The following is a 20,897-nucleotide window of genomic DNA, read 5'->3' as shown; positions in this document are numbered from 1 at the left end:
CGATAAAAAAGAGCATTAACTTCAGAAAAAAAACTGAATTATAGTCTTTCCGGTAACACCTTGCTCTTACTTAGTTCGGTTTCAGGCTGGCGTAACTATCAGCAATAACGAAGGAAAAGTGATTTAATGAAGGCGGAATTTTACCTTAGTCAAAACCGCCCGCAGGCGGTCATAAGTGACTAAACTGTTAAATATTCAGCTCACAGGCTTTGGCAAATTCATTAACCGCCTTGGTAGATCCCTCAACGTCGGCAGTAAAGCTCATTTTTTTATTAACCGCATCGAAACTCAATCCCACTAACATTTTTGATTTAGCCTGTTTCAACTGAGAGAGCACTTTTTTGATATCGCCCACAGAGGTGCTGGCCTGAAGGTACTCTTCATTCCGTTTGGAAAAGGCGCCTTCAAACCTGACGGGAGCGTTATTGTCAACTTTAACTATCATCGTCACCGGCACCGAACTCTCTGAGCTTAAGGAGCCTTTTTCTATATAGGCCATGCTCAGCGTATCATGGGTGCAGTCAAAGGTTACGCCATTGGCATCAGCAATAGTGCCGAGTAACATGGCCTGTTTACCGCCGGAAAAAATATCGTCTTCAACTTGTGCAGCCCAGTCTGCCTGCGCGCTACAGCTAATGACCAGCGTGGCCATCGACACGAATTTGAGTAAATTTCTTTTCATGAATAGCTATCCTTTTTGCTATTGAATGGTCAAATCAAAAAACGATCATAGTGCCAGGTTCCTGTCAGTCCCAGCAAAAATAATTTGTTGAACTTTTCTCTGCCTTTGCCGATAAATATTTATTACACTGTTTTAAACAGTGCATAACATCAGGCTCTCGCCCGCTCTTTGACCAAAATGATATTTTAACGCTTTCTGATTTAGCGGCAATTCAATTTGCATAGCGGCCTGGTTTATTGCTTCGATCGCCAGCGATCAATAGATCGCACCGGACGCAATGCGATCGCTAGCAAAATTGCCGCTCTGTTTTTGTTGCGGGGAAAATCAGCGAGCGTAAGGTTAACTGAGATGACGGGACCAGAACTGCTACGGCCGCCTGGCAGTTAACGCAAAAAATATTAAGCCCATTCAGGCCGGAAAGGTGACAAAAAAAGACCGAACACGATTCCTGTATTCGGTCCAGGGAAATGGCTCTTTGAGAGCCGTGCGCTAAAAGTTGGCATTAATGCAGGCGATAACGCCTTGCAACTTAATGTTAGACCACGTCTGTGGAAATGCCAGCGAACGGCCAGGCCGGAGGAAGTGACAGGATCAGATTGTGATCCTGACGGCAGAATCAGGGAGAAAAAGGCGCGAAAACGAATCGCGCCCTGAGGAATTATTTGTCGCACAGCGCCTGAGTGCGCTCAATAATCGGCTGCAAACTCATCATCTGCCCCGGATGCGCTTTATCTTCCGCCTGAATCACAGCAATCGGCTGCGCTTTTACCTGCCCTGACTGTACGCGCGCTTCGGCTTTATCGTTAAGCGGATACTGCATCAGCGTGCTGGGATTAATAGCGAACAGCGAACCATCTTTTTCGCAGGTCAGCATCACCTCTTCACGGCTAAAGGGCCATGCCGCTTTGCCGATTTCGAAACGGCTTACGGTAATAATCTGCGCCGCCAGCGCCTGGCCGCAAACAGTGAACAACAGCACTGCGGGGATTACTTTCTTTAGCAAAATAGCCTACCTTTTTACTCAGTCAAAACGGGTCAGACTCAGGCCGGCGACAGCGTTGCGAAGACGCTGACCAGGCCAACCACCACGCACGCCAGCAGCAGTTCAAGCTGCGTCATGCGGATAAAATAGTGTTGCGCGCCCTGTCCTGCCAGGCGAAAACGCGGCACCAGCAGGTAGCGGTTAAGCAGGGCAATGCCTGCCATCATGCCAGCCAGCGCGACCTTTACCAGTAACAGCCCAAGGTAAAGACTGGCGTGCCACCGGTCAGGCCAGCCGACGATAAACAGCGTATTGATGATACCGGTCAACAGCGTCAGCGCAACGGCCAGATGTCCATAGCGCGAAAAGCGCATCATGGCGCGAATCGCATCGCTGCGACGATCGATCTGTCGCGCCTCACGCATCAGAACCAGCACCGGCCACAGCCCGCCCGCCCAAAAGGCCGCTGCCGTCAGATGCAGGGCGTGATTAAGCTGCTGCAGCGTACCTGCCGTTCCCTCATGCATGGCTGCATGGCCGGTCAGCGCCATGCAGCCTGACTGCAACAGCGCGCCGAACAGCCACGCCTGCTGTCGACGATGGCCGCGCAGCAGGCTCGCCAGCAGCGTCATGGCGGCGAATCCCGTTTCCCACAGCCACACAGCGCCAGCGCGGGTGCTCAGTACCGCCAGCCAGATGTCGCGATCAGCCAGATTGCGCCAGTCTCCACTCATTAACACCAGCTGCGTGGCCAGCATCAACAGCGCGCTGAGCAGCGCCAGCCAGGCGCAGCCTGCCATCAGAGCGCGCAAACGCCGCGCCAGCGTATCGCGATAGCGCGGCGGCGCGAGCAGCGCGGTATAGAATGCGCTGCCCGCCAGCAGCATTACGGCGGCAAAGTGCAGCGCACGCAGCAGGAGCCATAACGAAGTCACAATTTACTTCAGGCTAAAGCGGTAGCTGCCCTGGGTTTTATGGCCATCAACCGAAAGCACATGCCAGTCGACCTGATAGTTCCCTGGCGTCAGCGGCGCCTTCAGTGGAAGGATCAGCCGATTGTGCTGACTGGCGTCCAGCTGCGCTTTTTCGCTGCCGATGCTCTGCTGATGGGCATCAAGAAGCGTGACGCCGCTAAAAGCCGGTTCGACATCTTCCGTAAAGGTCAACGTCAGCGCCTGGGGCGAGGCGGCAACGTGGGCGTTAGCGGCAGGTTCAGACGCCTTAAGGTGAGCGTGCGCCAGCGCCGGCTGGCTGATCAGCCATAGCGACGCGCCAAACAGCGCGGCAGCGCCTGATAAAACGTTTTTTTTCTGCACTGGATCCTCCTTTTAGCCAGGCCAACTGCGGCAAACGTGGCGCAAGGATACGCCGAGGCTTTTCAGGTGTCGAGGACCAGCAATGCTATCCTTTGCCCTTGATTCAGACAGGGATAAGCATTATTTTTGCCCCCTGTGTTCAGGAGATCCTCATGAGTCAAAACCTCGCTCTGCTTTCCCAGGAAGAGAAAGATAAAGTCAACGTTGAACTGGCCGCTGCGGGCGTGGCGTTCAAAGAGCGCTACAATATGCCGGTGGTGGCTGAAATGGTGGAACAGGAACAGCCCGCCGCGCTGCGCGACTGGTTTCGCCAGCGCCTGATGCACTACCGCCAGGCTTCGCTGAACTTTTCTCGCCTGCCTTACGAACCTAAACAGAAGTAAATCATGTTACGCGTAATTGATACCGAAACCTGCGGGCTACAGGGCGGCGTGGTGGAAGTGGCGTCGGTCGATGTTATCGACGGCCAGATCGTGAATCCAATGAGCGACCTGATCCTGCCGGACCGTCCTATCAGCCGCCAGGCCATGGCCGTACACCGTATTACCGAAGCGATGGTAGCGGGCAAACCGACGATTGAAGAGGCGATTGGCCGCTACCACGGCAGCGCTTACTATGTCGCCCATAACGCCAGCTTTGATCGGCGTATGCTGCCTGAAATGCATGGCGACTGGATCTGCACCATGATGCTGTCGCGCAAGCTCTGGCCGGGCATTAAATACAGCAACCAGGCCCTACGCCATAGCCTGAAGCTGGAGGTCACGCCGCCGGCCGATCTGCACGCCCACCGCGCGCTTTATGACTGCTACGTTACCGCAGCGCTGCTGATCCGCATCATGGAAACCTCCGGCTGGGACGCTGTGCAGATGGCGCAGCATTGTCAGCCCGCCAGCGTGGCCGGCGATGTGCTGCCGTTTGGCAAGTATCGCGGCCAGTCCGTCGCCGCCATCGCGCGCAAAGATCCGCGCTACCTGCGCTGGGTGCTGGAGAACGTGCGCGATCTGCGCCCGCCGTTGCGGCAGGCGCTGCGCAAATATCTCAGCGACGATCAGTAATCGCGCTGCGGCGGCAGGCTGCCCTGCGCCAGCGCGATAAGGAACGTCAGCTCCAGCGCGATCCCCTCATAGGATTTATAACGCCCTGATTTACCGCCGTGGCCGGAATCCATATCTGTGCACAACATCAGCAGGTGTTTGTCGGTTTTGAGCGCGCGCAGTTTCGCCACCCATTTTGCCGGCTCCCAGTACTGGACCTGAGAGTCGTGCAGCCCCGTAGTGACCAGCATATGCGGATAGGCTTTCGCCTCGACGTTATCGTATGGACTGTACTGACGCATATAGCCGTAATAGTCCGCGTCGTTGGGGTTGCCCCACTCGTCATACTCGCCGGTGGTCAGCGGAATGGTCTCGTCCAGCATCGTGGTGACCACATCGACAAAGGGCACCTGCGCCACCACGCCATGATAGAGTTCGGGAGCCATATTGATTACCGCTCCCATCAGCAGGCCGCCCGCGCTGCCGCCCATCGCGTACAGACGGTCAGGCTGGCCGAATCCCTTTTTCACCAGCGCCTGAGTGACGTCGATAAAGTCGGTAAAGCTGTTCATCTTGTTGAACAGGCGCCCTCCGTCATACCAGCGCTGCCCCAGCTCGCCGCCGCCGCGCACGTTGACCAGCGCATAGACAAAGCCGCGATCGAGCAGGCTCAGTCGGCTGACGCTGAAGTCCGCCTCCATATTGCTGCCATAAGCCCCGTAGCCATAAACCAGCATCGGGTTTTTGCCGGGCTGATAGTATTTGCGGTTATAGACCAGCGACACCGGCACTTCGGTGCCGTCGCGCACGGTGATCCAGTGATGCTCGCTCTTATAGTCATCGGGATCAAAATGACCTACCGCGCTCTGCTTGAGAATGCGTCGTTCGCCGGTGTCCATATCCAGCTCAAACAGCGTGGTGGGGGTCGTCATGGAGCCATAGCCGTAGCGCAGCTTGCTGGTTTCCGGCGAAGGATTAAACGCCAGCCAGGTGACATAGGTAGGATCGTCAAACGCAATGCCGGTATCTTCGCCGGTTTTCCAGTGGATCTGGCGCAGGCTGGTCAGGCCGCGCTGGCGCTCTTCCACCACCAGCCAGTCGCGAAACAGCTGGAAATCTTCCATCACCACATGGTCGCGCGGCTTAATCAGCGTCTCCCAGCGCGACTCGTCCAGCCAGCGCGTACGGTAGAGTCCGAAGTTTTTACCTTCGCGGTTAGAACGAATATAAAACTGATGCTGATAGTGATCGAGGCTGTATTCGTGATCCTTACGCCGTGGCAAAAAAACCTGCGGCGTAGCGTCGGGAAAACCAGCATCGATCAGCCGGATCTCGCTGGTATTGGTGCTGAACAGCGCGATCAGGATAAAGTGATCCGAGGTGGTCTTATGCACGCTGAGATGATAGGTGTCATCCTTTTCTTCGTAGACCAGCTGGTCGTCGCTCTGCGGCGTGCCCAGCTCGTGACGCCAGACCTGATACGGCAGCAGCGTTTGCTCATGCTTACGCACGTAATAGAGCGTGCGCGAGTCGTTCGCCCAGGCGAAGCTGGAGGAGGCATTATTCAGCACCTCCGGATACCAGCTCCCCTTTTCCAGACAGCGAAAACGGATGCCGTACTGCCGCCGGGACAGAAAGTCTTCCGCCAGCGCCATAACCTTATTGTCAGGGCTGATGTTAAGCGATCCCATCGTGTAGAACTCGCTGTGCGAAGCGCGCTGGTTGGCGTCGAGCAGCAGCGTCCACTCATCGGACACCGCATGGTCGGCGGGCTGTCGGTAGTAGGCGGCGTACTCGTTGCCGCTTTCATATCGGCTCTGATAGCGATAGCCGTTGTGAACATAGGGTACGGAATGGTCCTGCGGCGGCAGGCGATCGACGATCTCTTTTAAGATACGGTTTTGCAACGGCTGCTGGGTCGCCATGATCTGCTTACCGTAATTATTCTCAGCGCGCAGATAGTCCAGCACGTCTTCGTTTTCACGTTTGTCGTCGCGCAGCCAGTAGTAATTGTCCACGCGCGTGTCGCCGTGGAGAGTCATTTCATGAGGTATTTTCTTTGCGATGGGGGCCTGCATGCGGTGTCTCCCTGTTGTTAATATCCTGTAAGGGTGGCATCAGGTCGCAGGGAAGCCAAATTTTTGTGCGTAACACCTTGTTATTGCGGCCGCGCGAAGCGGCCGGCGCGCCTTATTCAGCAGCAAGCTGCGCTTTTTTCTCGCGCAGATCGCTTTCGATGCCGTCGCGCACATCCTGCGGAATTTTCAGCGCATCTCCCAGCGCGGTGAGATAGCTGCGCTCCATAAAATGATCGACGTCGATGGCGGCGCAGCTGAGAAAATAGAGTTCCAGCGCTTCATCCTCATTTTTGACGTCGGCGGCCAGCCAGCCGGGATCGAGAGGACGATTGATCGCCTGCTGAATAAGGGTTTCGGCCTGCTGGCCGTAGCCCGACTCGTGGATGCTGCGCTCAATGGCGGCGCGTTCGCGATCGTCAATATGCCCATCGCTCTTGGCCGCAAACACCAGCGCCGTCACCAGTCGTTCGGCGCGCTGATCGACAGGCGTCTGCAATTCGCCGAAACCGGCGTCATTCTGATGCGTCTCGCGCACGCGCTGTTTATATTTGTTCCACAGCACTGCGCCAGCCGCCGCGCCGCCGCCGATAATCAACGCCTTGCCGCCATATTCGGTTAACAGCTTGCGCGACTTTTTACTGGCGATCAGCATGCCTGCCAGACCGCCCAGCGCGCCGGGCGCCAGCATATCGGTTAACCCTTCGCCGCCGCCGGAACGCTTCTTTGTCAACATTGACTGAAGCTGTTGCAACAGATTGTTCATGTTCTACCTCGTTCCGCATCGATAAGCTCTCTACTCTGCCCTAACGGACGTCAGTAAACGTCAACCAGAGAAAAGTGGAGCAAAGCGTGAAAAGATGAGAACGCAAACGTTTTCGTTTATACTGCGCGCGCATTTTGACTCACAGGTGAAATTATGACGACTCTTGGAACTGCGCTGCGTCCGGCTGCGACGCGTGTCATGCTGTTAGGCTCAGGCGAGCTGGGTAAAGAAGTAGCGCTGGAGTGCCAGCGACTGGGCGTGGAAGTCATTGCGGTCGATCGCTACGCGGACGCGCCCGCAATGCATGTGGCGCACCGCAGCCACGTGATTAACATGCTCGACGGCGAGGCGCTGGCCGCGCTGATTGCTCAGGAAAAACCCGACTACGTCGTGCCGGAAATTGAAGCGATCGCCACCGAGACGCTGGTTGAGCTGGAGAAGCAGGGGCAGCGCGTGGTGCCTACCGCGCGCGCCGCGCGTCTCACCATGAATCGTGAAGGTATTCGTCGTCTGGCCGCAGAAGAACTTGCGCTGCCGACCTCCAGCTATCGTTTCGCCGACAGTAAAGACAGTTTTGAGGCGGCGGTGGCGGAAACCGGCTTCCCCTGTATCGTTAAACCTGTGATGAGTTCGTCGGGCAAAGGCCAGAGCTTTATCCGCGACGCCAGCCAGCTCGACAGCGCCTGGGCGTATGCGCAGCAAGGCGGACGCGCCGGGGCCGGCCGCGTCATTGTTGAGGGCGTGGTTAATTTCGACTTTGAAATTACGCTGCTGACCGTCAGCGCGGTTGACGGGCTGCACTTCTGCGCGCCCATCGGCCACCGTCAGGAAGATGGCGACTATCGCGAATCCTGGCAACCCCAGCAGATGAGCGAGCTGGCGCTTCAGCGCGCGCAGGCGATTGCCGGTGACGTAGTGAAAGCGCTTGGCGGCTACGGCCTGTTCGGCGTTGAGCTGTTTGTATGCGGCGATGAGGTTATTTTCAGTGAAGTCTCGCCGCGTCCGCATGACACCGGCATGGTGACGCTGATCTCTCAGGATCTCTCTGAGTTCGCCCTGCACGTTCGCGCTTTCCTCGGCCTGCCGGTAGGCGGCATTCGTCAGTACGGCCCGTCGGCGTCGGCGGTAATCCTGCCGCAGCTTCACAGCCAGAATGTGCGGTTTGTTAACGTGGAAGCGGCGCTGGGCGCGGGCCTTCAGCTGCGCCTGTTCGGTAAGCCGGAGATTGCCGGTTCGCGTCGCCTGGGCGTGGCGCTGGCGAGCGGCGACAGCGTGGATGAGGCCGTAGCGCGCGCCATTGCCAGCGCGGCGGCGGTGAGCGTCGAAGGGTAAACAGTAAGGCGGTGAGCGCCCTGCTCACCGCTTTCGGCTATTTCGCGCCTTCAACCGCCTCGCGCGCCAGGCGCGTAATGCGGTCCCAGTCGCCTGATTCCAGCGCATCATTCGGCACCAGCCAGGAGCCGCCGATACAGAGCACGCTCTTCAGCGCCAGGTAGTCGCGATAGTTAGGGGGCGAAATTCCGCCGGTCGGGCAGAAGCGCACCTGCGGGAAGGGACCGCCAATCGCCTGTAGCGCCTTCACCCCGCCGTTCGCTTCAGCCGGAAAGAATTTAAACTCGCGCAGACCATAATCCATTCCGGTCATCAACTCAGACACCGTGCTGATACCGGGAATCAAAGGGACCGGACCTTCTACCGCCGCTTTCAGCAGCGGCTCGGTAATGCCGGGGCTGATCACAAACTGCGCGCCCGCCTCGGTGACTTCCTGAAGCTGCTGAGTGTTGATCACCGTACCGGCGCCGACGATAGCGTCAGGCACCTCTTTGATCATCAGACGCAGCGCGTCCATCGCGACGGGGGTGCGCAGCGTCACTTCCAGCACGCGCACGCCGCCGGCCACCAGCGCTTTCGCCATCGGCACCGCATGCTCCAGCTTGTTCACCACGATCACCGGCACCACAGGTCCAGTGGTCAGAATCTTTTCAGCACTTGTCTTCCAGTTCTTCATCAGTTCCCCTTGCTTATCCATACCGGCGACTGCCGCACGGCGCGCCATCAATGCGTCACTACCATACAGGATTGACTTCAGGATCGTCTATCAGCCCTGCGACATTTTTGAAACTGCGGTTCATTTTGCTGGCTGCGGACACAAAAAAGCCCGCGCGCGGCGGGCTTTTTTTCAGCATTATTCGAACTCGTTCCAGGAACGGCCATCGCGCGTAATCATCGCCACAGAGGCTACCGGTCCCCAGGTGCCCGCCTGATACGGCTTCGACGAATCGCCGTCAGCGGCCCAGGCGTCGATAATGGAGTCGACATAGGTCCAGGCGGCTTCCACCTCGTCGCGGCGCACAAACAGCGCCTGAATGCCGCGCATCGTCTCCAGCAGCAGACGCTCGTAGGCATCGGCCAGGTGCGACTGATTAAAGGTTTCGGAATAGCTCAGATCCAGCTTGGTGGTTTGCAGCTTATGCTTGTGATCCAGGCCTGGCACCTTGTTCAGGATTTCAATATCCACGCCTTCGTCGGGTTGCAGACGGATCGTCAGTTTATTCTGCGGCAGCTCGGAGTAGGAGTCCTTGAACAGGTTCATCTCTGGGTTTTTAAAGTAAACCACGACTTCCGAACACTTGGTCGGCAGACGTTTGCCGGTGCGCAGGTAGAACGGCACCCCCGCCCAGCGCCAGTTATCGATGTCAACGCGAATGGCCACGAAGGTTTCCGTCGAGCTGGATTTATTCGCGCCCTCTTCTTCCAGATAGCCTGGCACTTTTTTGCCCTGCACGAAGCCGGCGGTGTACTGCCCACGCACCGTTTTATCACGCACGTTGGTTTGATCGATGCGGCGCAGCGAGCGCAGCACTTTGACTTTTTCATCGCGGATCGCGTCGGCGCTGAGATCGGACGGCGGCGACATGGCAATCATGGTCAGGATCTGCAACAGGTGATTCTGAATCATATCGCGCATCTGACCCGCCTGATCGAAGTAGCCCCAGCGGCCTTCGATACCCACCTCTTCGGCCACGGTGATCTGCACGTGGTCAATGGTGCGATTGTCCCAGTTGTTGACGAAAATAGAGTTGGCGAAACGCAGCGCCAGCAGATTCAGTACCGTCTCTTTGCCGAGATAATGGTCGATACGGAACACCTGGCTCTCTTCAAAAAATTCGCCGACCGCATCGTTGATCTCTCGGGACGTCTCCAGCGAAGTGCCGAGCGGCTTTTCCATTACCACGCGCGCCGGTTTGGCATTCAGCTTCGCTGCGCCCAGGCCTTTACAGATTGCGCCAAAAGTACTTGGCGGCATCGCGAAGTAGTTAATGGTAGTGCGTTTCGCCTGATCGAGCATTTTGCCCAGTTTCGGGAAATGAGATGTATCATTGACGTCGAGGTTGCAGAAGTCGAGACGGCTGCTGAGTTTGTCCCACAGCGCTTCGTCAATCTTCTCCTTCATAAAGGTTTCCAGCGCTTCACGAACGACTTTGGTGTAAGCGGCTTTGTCCCAGTCGGCGCGTCCCACGCCGATGATGCGCGTTTCCTCGTGGATCTGTCCCGCTTTTTCCAGCTGATACAGTGAAGGCAACAGTTTCCGGCGTGCAAGATCGCCTTTGGCACCGAAAATCACCAGATCGCATGCCTGGGCTGTTTGTGTTACCGCCATTTTCCTCTCCTCGTTGCAGGATGATCCCGCTGGAGTTTGCATCCTCATCCACCGGGTCCATGTTGTAATTTTCTTTCAGCACAATGTACTTTTTTCAGGAGGTCAGGTAAACCTGACTCTGTGCTGATCCGCAGAGTTCGCGCTGTGCGGAATAAGGCGTGCCGATACGTTATTGCGTGCGCTTTTGCCTGAGCGAGCCTTGCGGCGGCCCTCAGACAAAATCCAGTCCGGTTCAAATTATGACAAAAAATTCTCATGCCGATTTATCCGCACTTGCGCGCGGTCATGGCTTACAGGGTATATTCACGCTTTTATGTCCTCTGTGCCACCCATAGCTGGCATCGATAAAAGCGATAACGGTCATCAGGTTATGAATATGCTGGAAAAAATAGAGGCGCAGATCGCGGCGCTGAGCAAATCCGAACGCAAAGTGGCCGCGCAGATCCTGGCAGCCCCGCAGGAGGCGATTCATTCCAGTATCGCCCGGCTGGCGCGCGCCGCTGAGGTCAGCGAACCTACTGTCAATCGTTTTTGCCGCCGACTTGGCGCGCGCGGCTTTCCTGACTTCAAACTTCAGCTGGCGCAGAGTCTGGCGAAAGGCCCTGGCTGGGTCAGCCGCGACGTCAGGGAAGATGACGACACCGCAAGCTATAGCCATAAAATCTTCGACTCCGCCCTGGCCGGTCTGCAACAGGTGCGCAACCAGCTCGACCTTGCGGCCGTGCGTCAGGCGGTTATTGCCCTTGCACGGGCGCGCAAGCTGGCGTTTTTTGGCCTTGGCGCCTCCGCTGTGGTGGCGCATGACGCGTTTAATAAGTTTTTGCGTTTCAGTCTGCCCGTGGTCTGGTCCGAAGATATTGTGATCCAGCGCATGAGTTGTATAAATAGTCATCCGGACGACGTCTTTGTTTTAATTTCACATACTGGACGTACGAAAAATATGGTAGAACTGGCTCGCCTGGCCGGTGTAAACGGTTCCACCGTGATAGCCGTCACGTCTCCTGCTTCGCCGCTGGCTGAGGTTGCCACGCTGGCCTTAACGCTTGATGTTCCGGAAGATACCGATATCTATCTGCCGATGGTTTCCCGCCTGACGCAATTAACCGTTATCGATGTGCTGGCGACCGGGTTTATTCTCGAACGCGGCGGCGCAATTCGTGAAAATCTTAAGCGAGTCAAAGAGGCTTTAAAGGAGTCGCGTTTTGATAAAGTCGTCACCACGGAAAATGCAGCGCAGCAAAAAAATTAACATCACATTCACAATGTGAGTCGTATCACAGGCTGTCCTTCAGTTAGAATAATAACCACGCCCTGTCCACTTTAGGGGATACGCAAATTTGTCAACGGAGTCCTTCATGTCAAGACGTCTCAGAAGAACCAAAATCGTTACAACCCTCGGCCCGGCTACCGACCGCGATAATAATCTGGAAAAAATCATTGCCGCAGGGGCAAACGTTGTTCGACTCAACTTCTCACACGGCACGCCGGAAGATCATCAGCTGCGCGCGAATAAAGTTCGCGAAATCGCGGCGAAGCTGGGCCGTCACGTCGCTATTCTGGGCGACCTCCAGGGGCCGAAAATTCGTGTCTCAACCTTTAAAGAGGGTAAGGTTTTCCTCAATGTGGGCGATCGCTTTCTGCTTGACGCCAGCCTGAGCAAAGGCGAAGGCGATAAAGAGAAAGTGGGTATCGACTATAAAGGCCTGCCGGAAGATGTGGTGCCCGGCGATATTCTGCTGCTGGACGATGGGCGTGTGCAGCTGAAAGTGCTGGAAGTTCAGGAGACAAAAGTCTTTACCGAAGTGACCGTCGGCGGCCCGCTCTCTAACAATAAAGGCATCAACAAACTAGGCGGCGGCCTGTCGGCAGAAGCCCTGACCGAAAAAGATAAGGCCGACATTGTTACCGCCGCGAAGATCGGCGTGGACTATCTGGCGGTCTCTTTTCCACGCAGCGGCGAAGATATGAATTATGCGCGTCGTCTGGCGCGCGAAGCGGGCTGCGAAGCGCAGCTGGTAGCGAAAGTCGAACGCGCTGAAGCCGTTGCGACGCAGGAAGCGATGGACGACATCATTCTGGCGTCTGACGTTGTGATGGTTGCGCGCGGCGACCTGGGCGTCGAAATCGGCGATCCGGAGCTGGTGGGCATTCAGAAGGCGCTGATCCGCCGAGCACGTCAGCTTAACCGCACCATCATCACCGCCACGCAGATGATGGAGTCGATGATCACCAATCCGATGCCGACGCGCGCCGAAGTCATGGACGTGGCTAATGCCGTGCTCGACGGCACCGACGCCGTTATGCTGTCAGCGGAAACCGCCGCCGGCCAGTATCCGGCCGAAACCGTTTCCGCTATGGCGAAAGTGTGTCTGGGCGCAGAGAAGATCCCCAGCGTTAACGTGTCCAAACACCGTCTGGAAGTGACCTTCGACAATATTGAAGAAGCTATCGCCATGTCGGCGATGTATGCGGCCAACCACTTACAGGGCGTTACCGCTATTATTACCATGACCGAATCAGGCCGTACGCCGCTGATGACGTCGCGTATCACTTCAGGTCTGCCGATTTTCGCCATGTCGCGTCATGAGCGCACGCTGAACCTGACCGCGCTCTATCGCGGCGTTACGCCGGTATTTTTCAACAGCGATAACGACGGCGTGGTTGCCGCGCACGATGCCATCAACCTGCTGCGTGACAAGGGCTTCCTCGTCTCCGGCGATCTGGTCATTGTTACCCAGGGCGATGTGATGGGCGCGACCGGCACCACCAATACCAGCCGGGTGCTGCGCGTAGACTAACGCCACGCCCCACTTGCTGTTTAGCTGTAAATAACGCGACTGCCCGACGGTCGCGTTTCTTTTTTCTGAAGGAGTCTGGATGCCTCACTATCAACCGGTCAGCAAGCTGACGGCGCGTTTGCTGCTGTTTCCGCTGGCGCTGGTGCTGTTTGAATTTGCCACCTATATTGCCCACGACATGATCCAGCCGGGTATGCTGCTGGTGACCCAGGAGTTCGGCGTAGGCCCGGAATGGGTTTCCACCTCGCTCACCGCCTATCTGCTCGGCGGCGTGGTGTTGCAGTGGCTGCTCGGCCCCCTCTCCGATAAATATGGTCGTCGTCCGGTTATGCTGGGCGGCATCTTGTTTTTTATCCTTGCCTGCCTGCTCACCACATGGGTCGGCTCCATCAGAGAATTTGTCGCGCTGCGCTTTATTCAGGGCATTAGCCTCTGCTTTATCGGCGCGGTTAGCTACGCTGCCGTACAGGAGGCATTCGACGAAGCGCTGGCGGTTCGCGTCATGGCACTGATGGCGAATGTCGCGCTGCTGGCGCCGCTGGCCGGTCCGCTGGCAGGCGCCGCCTGGCTGACCATTGCCAGCTGGCGCAGCATGTTTTGGCTGTTCGCACTGCTCAGCGCCCTCGCCTTTGTCGTTCTGTGGCGCGTGATGCCGGAAACGGCGGGCGACCGCAGCCATTCAGTGGCGCTGCCGCAGCTGGCGCGCACCTATCGACAGCTGATGCGCGACAGAATGGTTATGCTTGGATCGTTCGCCATTGGCCTGGTGTTCATCCCCATTTTGACCTGGGTGGCGCTGTCCCCGGTGATCCTGATGCATGAAGAGCAGCTGTCGCGCATGCATTATGCGCTGCTACAGCTGCCGGTTTTTCTGGCGATGATTGCCGGAAATATCACGCTGGGTAAGCTGGCGGGACGCGTGCCGATTGAACAGCCGGTAACGTTTGCCGCCTGGCCGATCCTGATCGGTCTGGGTGTGGCGCTGCTGGCTAACCTGCTCAACAGCCACAGCTATCTGCTGCTGACTGCCGGACTCAGCCTGTATGCCTTTGGCGCGGGTATGGTCAATGCCGGACTCTATCGCCTGACGCTCTATGCCAGCGAAGCGGGTAAAGGCAGCGTCGCGGCTATGCTGGGCATGATCAGCATCCTGACGCTGGCAGCAGGCATCGAAGTGGCGAAAAGCGGCTATTTTAGCGGTGGGACGCCCTGGTTTAGCCTGATTAACTTTATCAGCGGCGTACTGTGGTTTGTGCTGGTCACGCTGTTTCTGCGGGAACGCAAGCGGCGCGCGCAGATCACGGCGCTGTCATAGAAAAGGCGCGGGCCTTGTTGCGGTGCTGATGCGGGTAGCATGGTCCGATCGCAAAGGCGCGTGAGGCATATATGCGCCCGGCTCGTAGTTACGCACCTCATCCTGAGGCGCGTCTGCCCACAGGCCGACGCGCCGCGTTGTTAAAAACGCTTCCGGCGTTTTTCCCCCGTTGCGCTCCTGGTCCCATGCTCCCCGCAGATCAGAATCAGCAGCCGTCCGTTATCGCGGTGTCGCTGCTATTTACGCGGGTAAAGCTCTTTGCGCTTATAGGGTTCGATGTCGCCCTCTTTGCGCGTTTTCAGCAGTTTCAGGATCCAGGTGTACTGCTCTGGATGCGGGCGAACAAAGATTTCGACCTCTTCGTTCATACGCCGCGCCAGGGTGACGTCATCGGCTTCCAGCAGATCGTCCATTGGCGGACGGACATATATCTCCAGCTTATGCGTCTCGCTGTTGTACACCGGGAACAGCGGCACGACGCGCGCGCGACACACCTTCATCAGACGCCCCACCGCCGGCAGCGTGGCCTTATAGGTGGCAAAGAAGTCTACAAACTCGCTGTGTTCGGCGCCGTGATCCTGATCGGGTAGATAATAGCCCCAGTAGCCCTGGCGCACGGAACTGATAAAGGGTTTGATGCCGTCATTGCGCGCATGCATACGCCCGCCAAAACGGCGTCGAACGGTGTTCCAGACGTAATCGAGCAGCGGATCGCTCTGATTATGGAACATCGCCGCCATCATCTGCCCTTCCGAGGCCAGCAACATCGCGGGAATGTCGACCGCCCAGCCGTGCGGCACAAGGAAAATCACGTTCTGCTTTTCCGCCTGCATCTGGTCAATGATGTCACGGCCGTGCCACTCGACACGCTGGCGAATACGCGCCGGATCGCGCATACCCAGCTCGGCCATCATGGCCATCGCCTGCGGCGCGGTCGCGAACATCCGATCGACAATATCACTGCGCTCGGCTTCGCTCAGCTCAGGTAAACAGTAGTAAAGATTGATCAAGGCACGGCGGCGGGCGCTTTTAGCCAGCTTTCCCGCCATCTTTCCCAGACTGCCAAGCAGCGGATCGCGCACCTTTGCCGGCAGCATCGCCATACCGGCCAGCGCGCCGACGGCCAGCCAGCTGCCCCAGTATTTGGGTTTCAGGAAAGAACGTTCAAAAACAGGAATGAATTCAATATTCTTTTTTTTCGGGTTTTCCATGCACTCGCCTCAATCAATGACGCGCTAATGATAGTGGCGACAGGTAAATTTGCAATCCCCGACGCAGCGATGAAAAAAAACCGACGCGCCGGGCGTCGGTTTTCAGGCGTTAAAGCGCGCAGGGGTTACTGCAAGCTCAGCTGCGGCAGGCTGGTTTTCACCTGCGCCAGATAATCGCTGCGCTCTTTACCGGTGAGGCCTTCCATGCGCGGCAGTTTCGCCGTCAGCGGATTCACCGCCTGGTTATTGATCCAGATTTCAAAGTGCAGATGTGGACCGGTAGACCGTCCGGTGTTGCCTGACAGCGCGATACGATCGCCGCGCTTCACTTTCTGGCCCGGCTTGACCAGCACTTTTTTCAGGTGCATATAGCGCGTCATGTACTGGCGACCGTGGCGAACCGCCACGTAGTTGCCCGCCGCGCCGCCGTTTTTCGCCACGACGACTTCGCCGTCGCCCACGGCCAGCACCGGCGTACCGACCGGCAGCGCAAAGTCGACGCCTTTGTGCGGCGCAATGCGGCCCGTTACCGGGTTCAGTCGGCGTGGGTTAAAGTTGGAAGAGACGCGATACTGCTTCACGGTGGGGAAACGCATAAAGCCGCGCGCCAGCCCGGAACCGTTGCGGTCGTAGAACTTTCCGTCTTCGGCGCGGAAAGCGTAATAATCTTTCCCGCCTGAACGCAAACGCACGCCCAGCAGCTGGCTCTGGGCGCTCTTGCCGTCGAGCATTTCGCGCGACATCAGCACGCTAAATTCATCACCGGCGCGCAGTTTACGAAAATCCATCTGCCACTGAAGCGCTTTGATGACCGCGCTGGCTTCGCTCCCGGTCAGACCGGCGCGCTGGGCGCTGGCGGCAAAACTGCCGCGCACTTCGCCCTTCAGCACGCTGTTTTGCCACTCGCCCTTTTGCATCTCAGACTGCATGGTAAAGGCGCCGTTGTTGCCGCGCTGATAGGTGCGAGTCTCACGGCGGTTTATTTCCCAGGTCAGCGATTGCAGGCTGCCTTCATCCGTCAGGGTCCAGCTCAGCTGTTGACCGACCTGAAGGTTGCGCAGCGCTTTATCGCTGCTCACCAGCGCGTTGATATCGCCCATTTCAATACCGTACTGATTCAGCGCGCTGCTCAGCGTATCGCCGGAAGAGACGGTATATTCATGCGTCCCCGCCACGTCCGGCACATCCTGATCGATGTCGTCCGCGGGCAGTTCTTCTTCGGGTTCAGATGTGGTCTGGTCAATAGGCTCACTGGCTTCAGGCAACAGCGTTCGCAGCTGATTTTTATCCAGTTCGATACTTTTTACGATGGGCATCGCCTCATCGGCGGGATGGTAGACGTAAGGCCGCCATACAGCGACGGCCAGAGTAACAACGGTTAATGTTCCCAGCATAACGCGGTGGGGACGCGGCAAATTATTAAATGCGAGGGCGACAGAGCGGGCTATCTGCTGCACTTTTACCTATTCCTCATGCTCCATTCAGGCAGCTCGCATACTGGCCTGACAGCTGTGAAAGAAATTTCACATAGCTGTCCTGACTAAGGCTGATATTTGTTCCCAGCGGATCCAGCGTGCCTTTGCGCACCTGTGTTCCGCGGGCAACCGCATCGATGACGGCTGGCCTGAATTGTGGCTCAGCAAAGACGCAAACGGCCTTTTGCTCAACCAACTGTGTTCGTATTTGATGTAGACGCTGTGCGCCCGGCTGAATCTCAGGATTAACGGTAAAATGCCCGCTGGGCGAGAGTCCGTAGTGTTTTTCAAAGTACGTGTAAGCGTCATGAAAAACGAAATACCCTTTGTTGCTGACCGGCGCAAGCTGCGCGCTAATGTGCTTGTCGGTATCCGCCAGTTCGCGCTCGAACCGTTGCAGATTAGCGTCAAGTTTGGCTTTGCTTTCGGGCATAAGTTCCAATAATTTTCCGTGGATTGCAACCGCCGCTAGTTTAGATATCTGTGGCGACAACCACAGGTGCATATTAAATTCGCCATGATGATGGTGATGAGCCTCTTCGTCATGCGCTTCTGCGCTTTCCTGTGAGGCGGCGTCATCGGGATGATCGTCATCCTCTGCGCCTTTCACCAGTAAAGGTTTAACCTCCGGCATCACGGCGATTTCGAGATTTTTGCCGGCGGGCAATTCGGCGGCGGGCTTAGTCATAAAAGCTTCCATCTCCGGGCCGACCCATACCACTAAGTCCGCGTTTTTAATGCGTTTTATGTCAGACGGACGCAGCGCATAATCATGCTCGGACGCGCCATCCGGCAGCAACACATCGACCGGCGTGACGCCGTCGGCGATGGCCGCAGCGATAAAGCCAAGAGGCTTAACGGAGGCGACGACATCTGCCTGAGCCGGAAGCGAGAGCGAGGTGGCGAAAGCCAGCGCAGTAAGGGTAAAAAAGTGACTCTTTTTAATGTGTAACATAATGCGTCATTCCATCGTGACCTGGGGATGGGATGTGATATTATAACATTCGAAATTCTGTGCAACCTGTAAATAACATGTCATCACTCGTCACGCTTGAAAACATCTCCGTGCAATTTGCACGGCGACCTGTGCTCTCAGACATCAGCCTGAAACTGATGCCGGGACGCATACTTACGCTGCTTGGCCCGAACGGAGCCGGTAAATCCACGCTGGTGCGCGTGGTGCTGGGACTGCTGGAACCGACCGCCGGTCAGGTGCGGCGCGACGCGGGACTGCGCATCGGCTACGTCCCGCAAAAACTGCATATTGATCCGACGCTGCCGGTAAGCGTCGAACGCTTTATGCTGCTGACGCGCGGCGCAAAGCGCGCCGATGTGCTGCCGGCACTGAAGCGCGTGCAGGCCGGTCATCTGCTTAAAGCGCCGCTGCAAAAGCTGTCAGGCGGGGAAACGCAGCGCGTGCTGCTGGCGCGCGCCCTGCTTAATCAGCCTCAACTGCTGGTGCTGGACGAGCCCACGCAGGGCGTCGACGTAAACGGTCAGGTTGCACTTTACGATTTGATTGACCAGCTGCGCCATGAGCTGAACTGCGGCGTACTGATGGTCTCCCACGATCTGCATCTGGTGATGGCGAAAACCGACGAGGTGCTGTGCCTGAACCATCATATCTGCTGCTCCGGTACGCCGGAGGCGGTCTCGCAGCATCCCGAATTTACCGCTATGTTTGGTCCGCGCGGCGCGCAGCAGTTGGCCATCTATCGCCATCACCACAATCATCGTCACGATCTTCAGGGACGTATCGTTTTGCGCAGAGGACAGGGTCCATCATGATTGAGTTGTTATTACCTGGCTGGCTGGGCGGCGTGATGCTGGCGCTGGCGGCCGGTCCGCTGGGTTCGTTCGTGGTCTGGCGCAAAATGTCCTATTTCGGCGATACCCTGGCGCACGCGTCGCTGCTCGGCGTCGCCTTTGGCCTGCTGCTGAACGTTAATCCCTATTACGCAGTGATTCTGGTGACCGTCTGCCTGGCGCTGGGACTGGTGTTTCTGGAGCGCCGTCCGCATCTGGCGATTGATACCCTGCTGGGCATTATGGCGCACAGCGCGCTGTCGCTGGGTCTGGTGGTGGTGAGCCTGATGTCGAACGTGCGCGTTGATCTGATGGCTTACCTGTTTGGCGATCTGCTGGCGGTTACGCCAGACGATTTGTGGATGATGGGCGCCGGAGTCGTCGTGGTGCTGGCGGTGATGGCGTGGCAGTGGCGCTCGCTGCTGTCGATGACTATCAGCCCGGAGCTGGCGCAGGTTGATGGGGTAAATATTCAGCGTACCCGACTGATCTTAATGCTGGTTACGGCGCTGACAATTGGCGTGGCGATGAAATTTGTCGGCGCGCTGATTATTACGTCGCTGCTGATTATTCCTGCTGCGACGGCGCGCCGCTTTTCGCGTTCGCCGGAGCAGATGGCGGGTCTGGCGGTGATTATCGGCATTCTGGCGGTGTCGGGAGGACTCACCTTCTCCGCCTTCTACGATACGCCTGCCGGTCCCTCAGTGGTGCTGTGCGCCGCGCTGCTGTTTATCCTCAGCATGGCGCGCAGGCCCGCGGTCTGATTAATCGTCGCGCGCCATGCCGAAATGGCGATAAGCATGCTGCGTGGCCATTCGGCCGCGCGGCGTGCGCTGAATAAAGCCCTGCTGGATCAGGAAAGGCTCGATCACATCTTCAATGGTTTCCCGCTCTTCGCCAATCGCCGCCGCCAGATTATCCAGCCCCACCGGCCCGCCGGTGAACTTGTCGATGATCGCCAGCAGCAGCTTGCGGTCCATATAGTCAAAGCCTTCGCTGTCGACGTTAAGCATATCCAGCGCGCTGGCCGCGACGTCTCCGCTCATCTCGCCGTTAGCCCGCACCTCGGCGAAGTCACGCACGCGACGCAGCAGGCGGTTGGCGATACGCGGCGTTCCACGCGAACGCTGCGCCACTTCCAGCGCGCCTTCATCGCTCAGCGGCAGGCCAAGACAGGCGGCGCTGCGGCTGACGATATGCTGAAGATCGGACACATTATAAAATTCGAGGCGCTGCACAATGCCAAAACGATCGCGCAGCGGCGAGGTCAGCGAACCGGCGCGCGTCGTGGCGCCGATCAGGGTAAACGGCGGCAGATCGAGCTTGATCGAGCGCGCGGCCGGACCCTCGCCAATCATAATATCCAGCTGATAATCCTCCATCGCCGGATAGAGCACCTCTTCAACCACCGGCGACAGACGATGGATCTCATCGATAAACAGCACGTCGTGCGGCTCAAGGTTGGTCAGCATCGCGGCCAGATCGCCCGCTTTCTCCAGCACAGGGCCGGATGTGGTGCGCAGATTAACGCCCATTTCATTGGCGACGATATTCGCCAGCGTGGTTTTTCCCAGCCCTGGCGGACCAAAAATCAGCAGGTGATCCAGCGCGTCGCCGCGCAGTTTTGCCGCCTTGATGAAAATTTCCATCTGTTCGCGCACCTGCGGCTGCCCGACGTACTCCGAGAGCAGCTTAGGACGAATCGCGCGGTCGAGATTCTCTTCTTCGTTATAGCTGGCGGCAGAGACCAGACGGTCGGCTTCAATCATGACTTAC

The 20,897-nt window shown here is 57.3% G+C and carries 20 protein-coding genes; 8 read left to right on the top strand and 12 right to left on the bottom strand.

Features of this window, described 5'->3' with window-relative positions; translation table 11 throughout:
• Positions 1-187: 187 nt before the first annotated feature.
• The 4 genes from BBB56_RS06765 to copC form a co-directional block, all read right to left on the bottom strand.
• On the bottom strand, positions 188-682 hold the full coding sequence (locus BBB56_RS06765) for a hypothetical protein (protein ID WP_123800055.1): 495 nt from the start codon (positions 680-682) through the stop codon (positions 188-190).
• Between the two features lie 658 nt (positions 683-1,340).
• Positions 1,341-1,688: a YebY family protein gene (locus tag BBB56_RS06760; protein WP_123800054.1), complete on the bottom strand. Its 348-nt coding sequence runs from the start codon at positions 1,686-1,688 to the stop codon at positions 1,341-1,343.
• A gap of 35 nt (positions 1,689-1,723) precedes the next feature.
• On the bottom strand, positions 1,724-2,599 hold the full coding sequence (gene copD / locus BBB56_RS06755; RefSeq protein WP_148085439.1) for a copper homeostasis membrane protein CopD: 876 nt from the start codon (positions 2,597-2,599) through the stop codon (positions 1,724-1,726).
• 3 nt (positions 2,600-2,602) lie between these two features.
• On the bottom strand, positions 2,603-2,980 hold the full coding sequence (gene copC, locus BBB56_RS06750; RefSeq protein WP_123800052.1) for a copper homeostasis periplasmic binding protein CopC: 378 nt from the start codon (positions 2,978-2,980) through the stop codon (positions 2,603-2,605).
• A 152-nt stretch (positions 2,981-3,132) separates the two neighbouring features.
• On the opposite strand from copC, the gene BBB56_RS06745 reads away from it, so the two are divergent.
• Positions 3,133-3,363 carry a DNA polymerase III subunit theta gene (locus BBB56_RS06745; RefSeq protein WP_123800050.1) on the top strand — a complete coding sequence of 77 codons (231 nt, stop codon included), beginning with the start codon at positions 3,133-3,135 and terminating at the stop codon, positions 3,361-3,363.
• Positions 3,364-3,366: 3 nt separating this feature from the next.
• Positions 3,367-4,035 carry an exodeoxyribonuclease X gene (exoX, locus tag BBB56_RS06740; RefSeq protein ID WP_123800048.1) on the top strand — a complete coding sequence of 223 codons (669 nt, stop codon included), beginning with the start codon at positions 3,367-3,369 and terminating at the stop codon, positions 4,033-4,035.
• On the opposite strand, the gene BBB56_RS06735 is transcribed toward exoX, so the two are convergent.
• Both BBB56_RS06735 and BBB56_RS06730 read right to left on the bottom strand, forming a co-directional pair.
• Positions 4,029-6,092 (bottom strand): prolyl oligopeptidase family serine peptidase, encoded by a 2,064-nt coding sequence (locus BBB56_RS06735; protein WP_123800046.1) that lies wholly within the window; start codon positions 6,090-6,092, stop codon positions 4,029-4,031. The two genes, exoX and BBB56_RS06735, sit on opposite strands and share 7 nt — an antisense overlap.
• 112 nt (positions 6,093-6,204) lie before the next feature.
• Positions 6,205-6,855 (bottom strand): tellurite resistance TerB family protein, encoded by a 651-nt coding sequence (locus tag BBB56_RS06730; RefSeq protein WP_123800044.1) that lies wholly within the window; start codon positions 6,853-6,855, stop codon positions 6,205-6,207.
• A gap of 153 nt (positions 6,856-7,008) precedes the next feature.
• Between BBB56_RS06730 and purT the strand changes: the two genes are divergently transcribed.
• Complete coding sequence (gene purT / locus BBB56_RS06725; protein ID WP_123800042.1) at positions 7,009-8,187, top strand: formate-dependent phosphoribosylglycinamide formyltransferase; 1,179 nt, start codon at positions 7,009-7,011, stop codon at positions 8,185-8,187.
• Positions 8,188-8,224: 37 nt separating this feature from the next.
• Here purT and BBB56_RS06720 read toward each other — a convergent pair whose 3' ends face one another.
• Both BBB56_RS06720 and zwf read right to left on the bottom strand, forming a co-directional pair.
• Positions 8,225-8,863 (bottom strand): bifunctional 4-hydroxy-2-oxoglutarate aldolase/2-dehydro-3-deoxy-phosphogluconate aldolase, encoded by a 639-nt coding sequence (locus tag BBB56_RS06720; protein ID WP_123800041.1) that lies wholly within the window; start codon positions 8,861-8,863, stop codon positions 8,225-8,227.
• Positions 8,864-9,040: 177 nt separating this feature from the next.
• Positions 9,041-10,516 carry a glucose-6-phosphate dehydrogenase gene (gene zwf / locus BBB56_RS06715; protein ID WP_123800039.1) on the bottom strand — a complete coding sequence of 492 codons (1,476 nt, stop codon included), beginning with the start codon at positions 10,514-10,516 and terminating at the stop codon, positions 9,041-9,043.
• Positions 10,517-10,886: 370 nt separating this feature from the next.
• Between zwf and BBB56_RS06710 the strand changes: the two genes are divergently transcribed.
• The 3 genes from BBB56_RS06710 to BBB56_RS06700 all read left to right on the top strand — a co-directional run bounded on the left by BBB56_RS06710 (position 10,887) and on the right by BBB56_RS06700 (position 14,629).
• On the top strand, positions 10,887-11,765 hold the full coding sequence (locus BBB56_RS06710) for a MurR/RpiR family transcriptional regulator (protein WP_199756218.1): 879 nt from the start codon (positions 10,887-10,889) through the stop codon (positions 11,763-11,765).
• A 106-nt stretch (positions 11,766-11,871) separates the two neighbouring features.
• Positions 11,872-13,314: a pyruvate kinase gene (pyk, locus tag BBB56_RS06705; RefSeq protein ID WP_123800035.1), complete on the top strand. Its 1,443-nt coding sequence runs from the start codon at positions 11,872-11,874 to the stop codon at positions 13,312-13,314.
• Between the two features lie 79 nt (positions 13,315-13,393).
• A complete protein-coding gene (locus BBB56_RS06700) occupies positions 13,394-14,629 on the top strand; it encodes an MFS transporter (RefSeq protein WP_123800033.1) in 1,236 nt (411 codons plus the stop codon).
• A 236-nt stretch (positions 14,630-14,865) separates the two neighbouring features.
• On the opposite strand, the gene lpxM is transcribed toward BBB56_RS06700, so the two are convergent.
• The 3 genes from lpxM to znuA form a co-directional block, all read right to left on the bottom strand.
• Positions 14,866-15,840: a lauroyl-Kdo(2)-lipid IV(A) myristoyltransferase gene (gene lpxM / locus BBB56_RS06695; protein WP_123800031.1), complete on the bottom strand. Its 975-nt coding sequence runs from the start codon at positions 15,838-15,840 to the stop codon at positions 14,866-14,868.
• A 125-nt stretch (positions 15,841-15,965) separates the two neighbouring features.
• Positions 15,966-17,297: a murein DD-endopeptidase MepM gene (gene mepM / locus BBB56_RS06690; protein ID WP_123800029.1), complete on the bottom strand. Its 1,332-nt coding sequence runs from the start codon at positions 17,295-17,297 to the stop codon at positions 15,966-15,968.
• Between the two features lie 13 nt (positions 17,298-17,310).
• Positions 17,311-18,270 (bottom strand): zinc ABC transporter substrate-binding protein ZnuA, encoded by a 960-nt coding sequence (gene znuA / locus BBB56_RS06685; protein ID WP_123800027.1) that lies wholly within the window; start codon positions 18,268-18,270, stop codon positions 17,311-17,313.
• A gap of 77 nt (positions 18,271-18,347) precedes the next feature.
• On the opposite strand from znuA, the gene znuC reads away from it, so the two are divergent.
• On the top strand, positions 18,348-19,103 hold the full coding sequence (gene znuC / locus BBB56_RS06680) for a zinc ABC transporter ATP-binding protein ZnuC (RefSeq protein ID WP_123800024.1): 756 nt from the start codon (positions 18,348-18,350) through the stop codon (positions 19,101-19,103).
• Positions 19,100-19,885, top strand: coding sequence for a zinc ABC transporter permease subunit ZnuB (gene znuB / locus BBB56_RS06675; RefSeq protein WP_123800022.1), 786 nt, complete (start codon positions 19,100-19,102; stop codon positions 19,883-19,885). The genes znuC and znuB overlap by 4 nt, the downstream gene beginning before the upstream one ends.
• Here the strand turns inward: znuB and ruvB are convergent, their stop codons facing one another.
• Positions 19,886-20,890 carry a Holliday junction branch migration DNA helicase RuvB gene (gene ruvB / locus BBB56_RS06670; RefSeq protein ID WP_123800020.1) on the bottom strand — a complete coding sequence of 335 codons (1,005 nt, stop codon included), beginning with the start codon at positions 20,888-20,890 and terminating at the stop codon, positions 19,886-19,888.
• Positions 20,891-20,897: the final 7 nt, after the last annotated feature.

The sequence above is a fragment of the Candidatus Pantoea deserta genome, assembly GCF_003813865.1.
Lineage (GTDB): Bacteria > Pseudomonadota > Gammaproteobacteria > Enterobacterales > Enterobacteriaceae > Pantoea > Pantoea deserta.
This window is presented reverse-complemented; position numbering and strand designations above follow the sequence as displayed.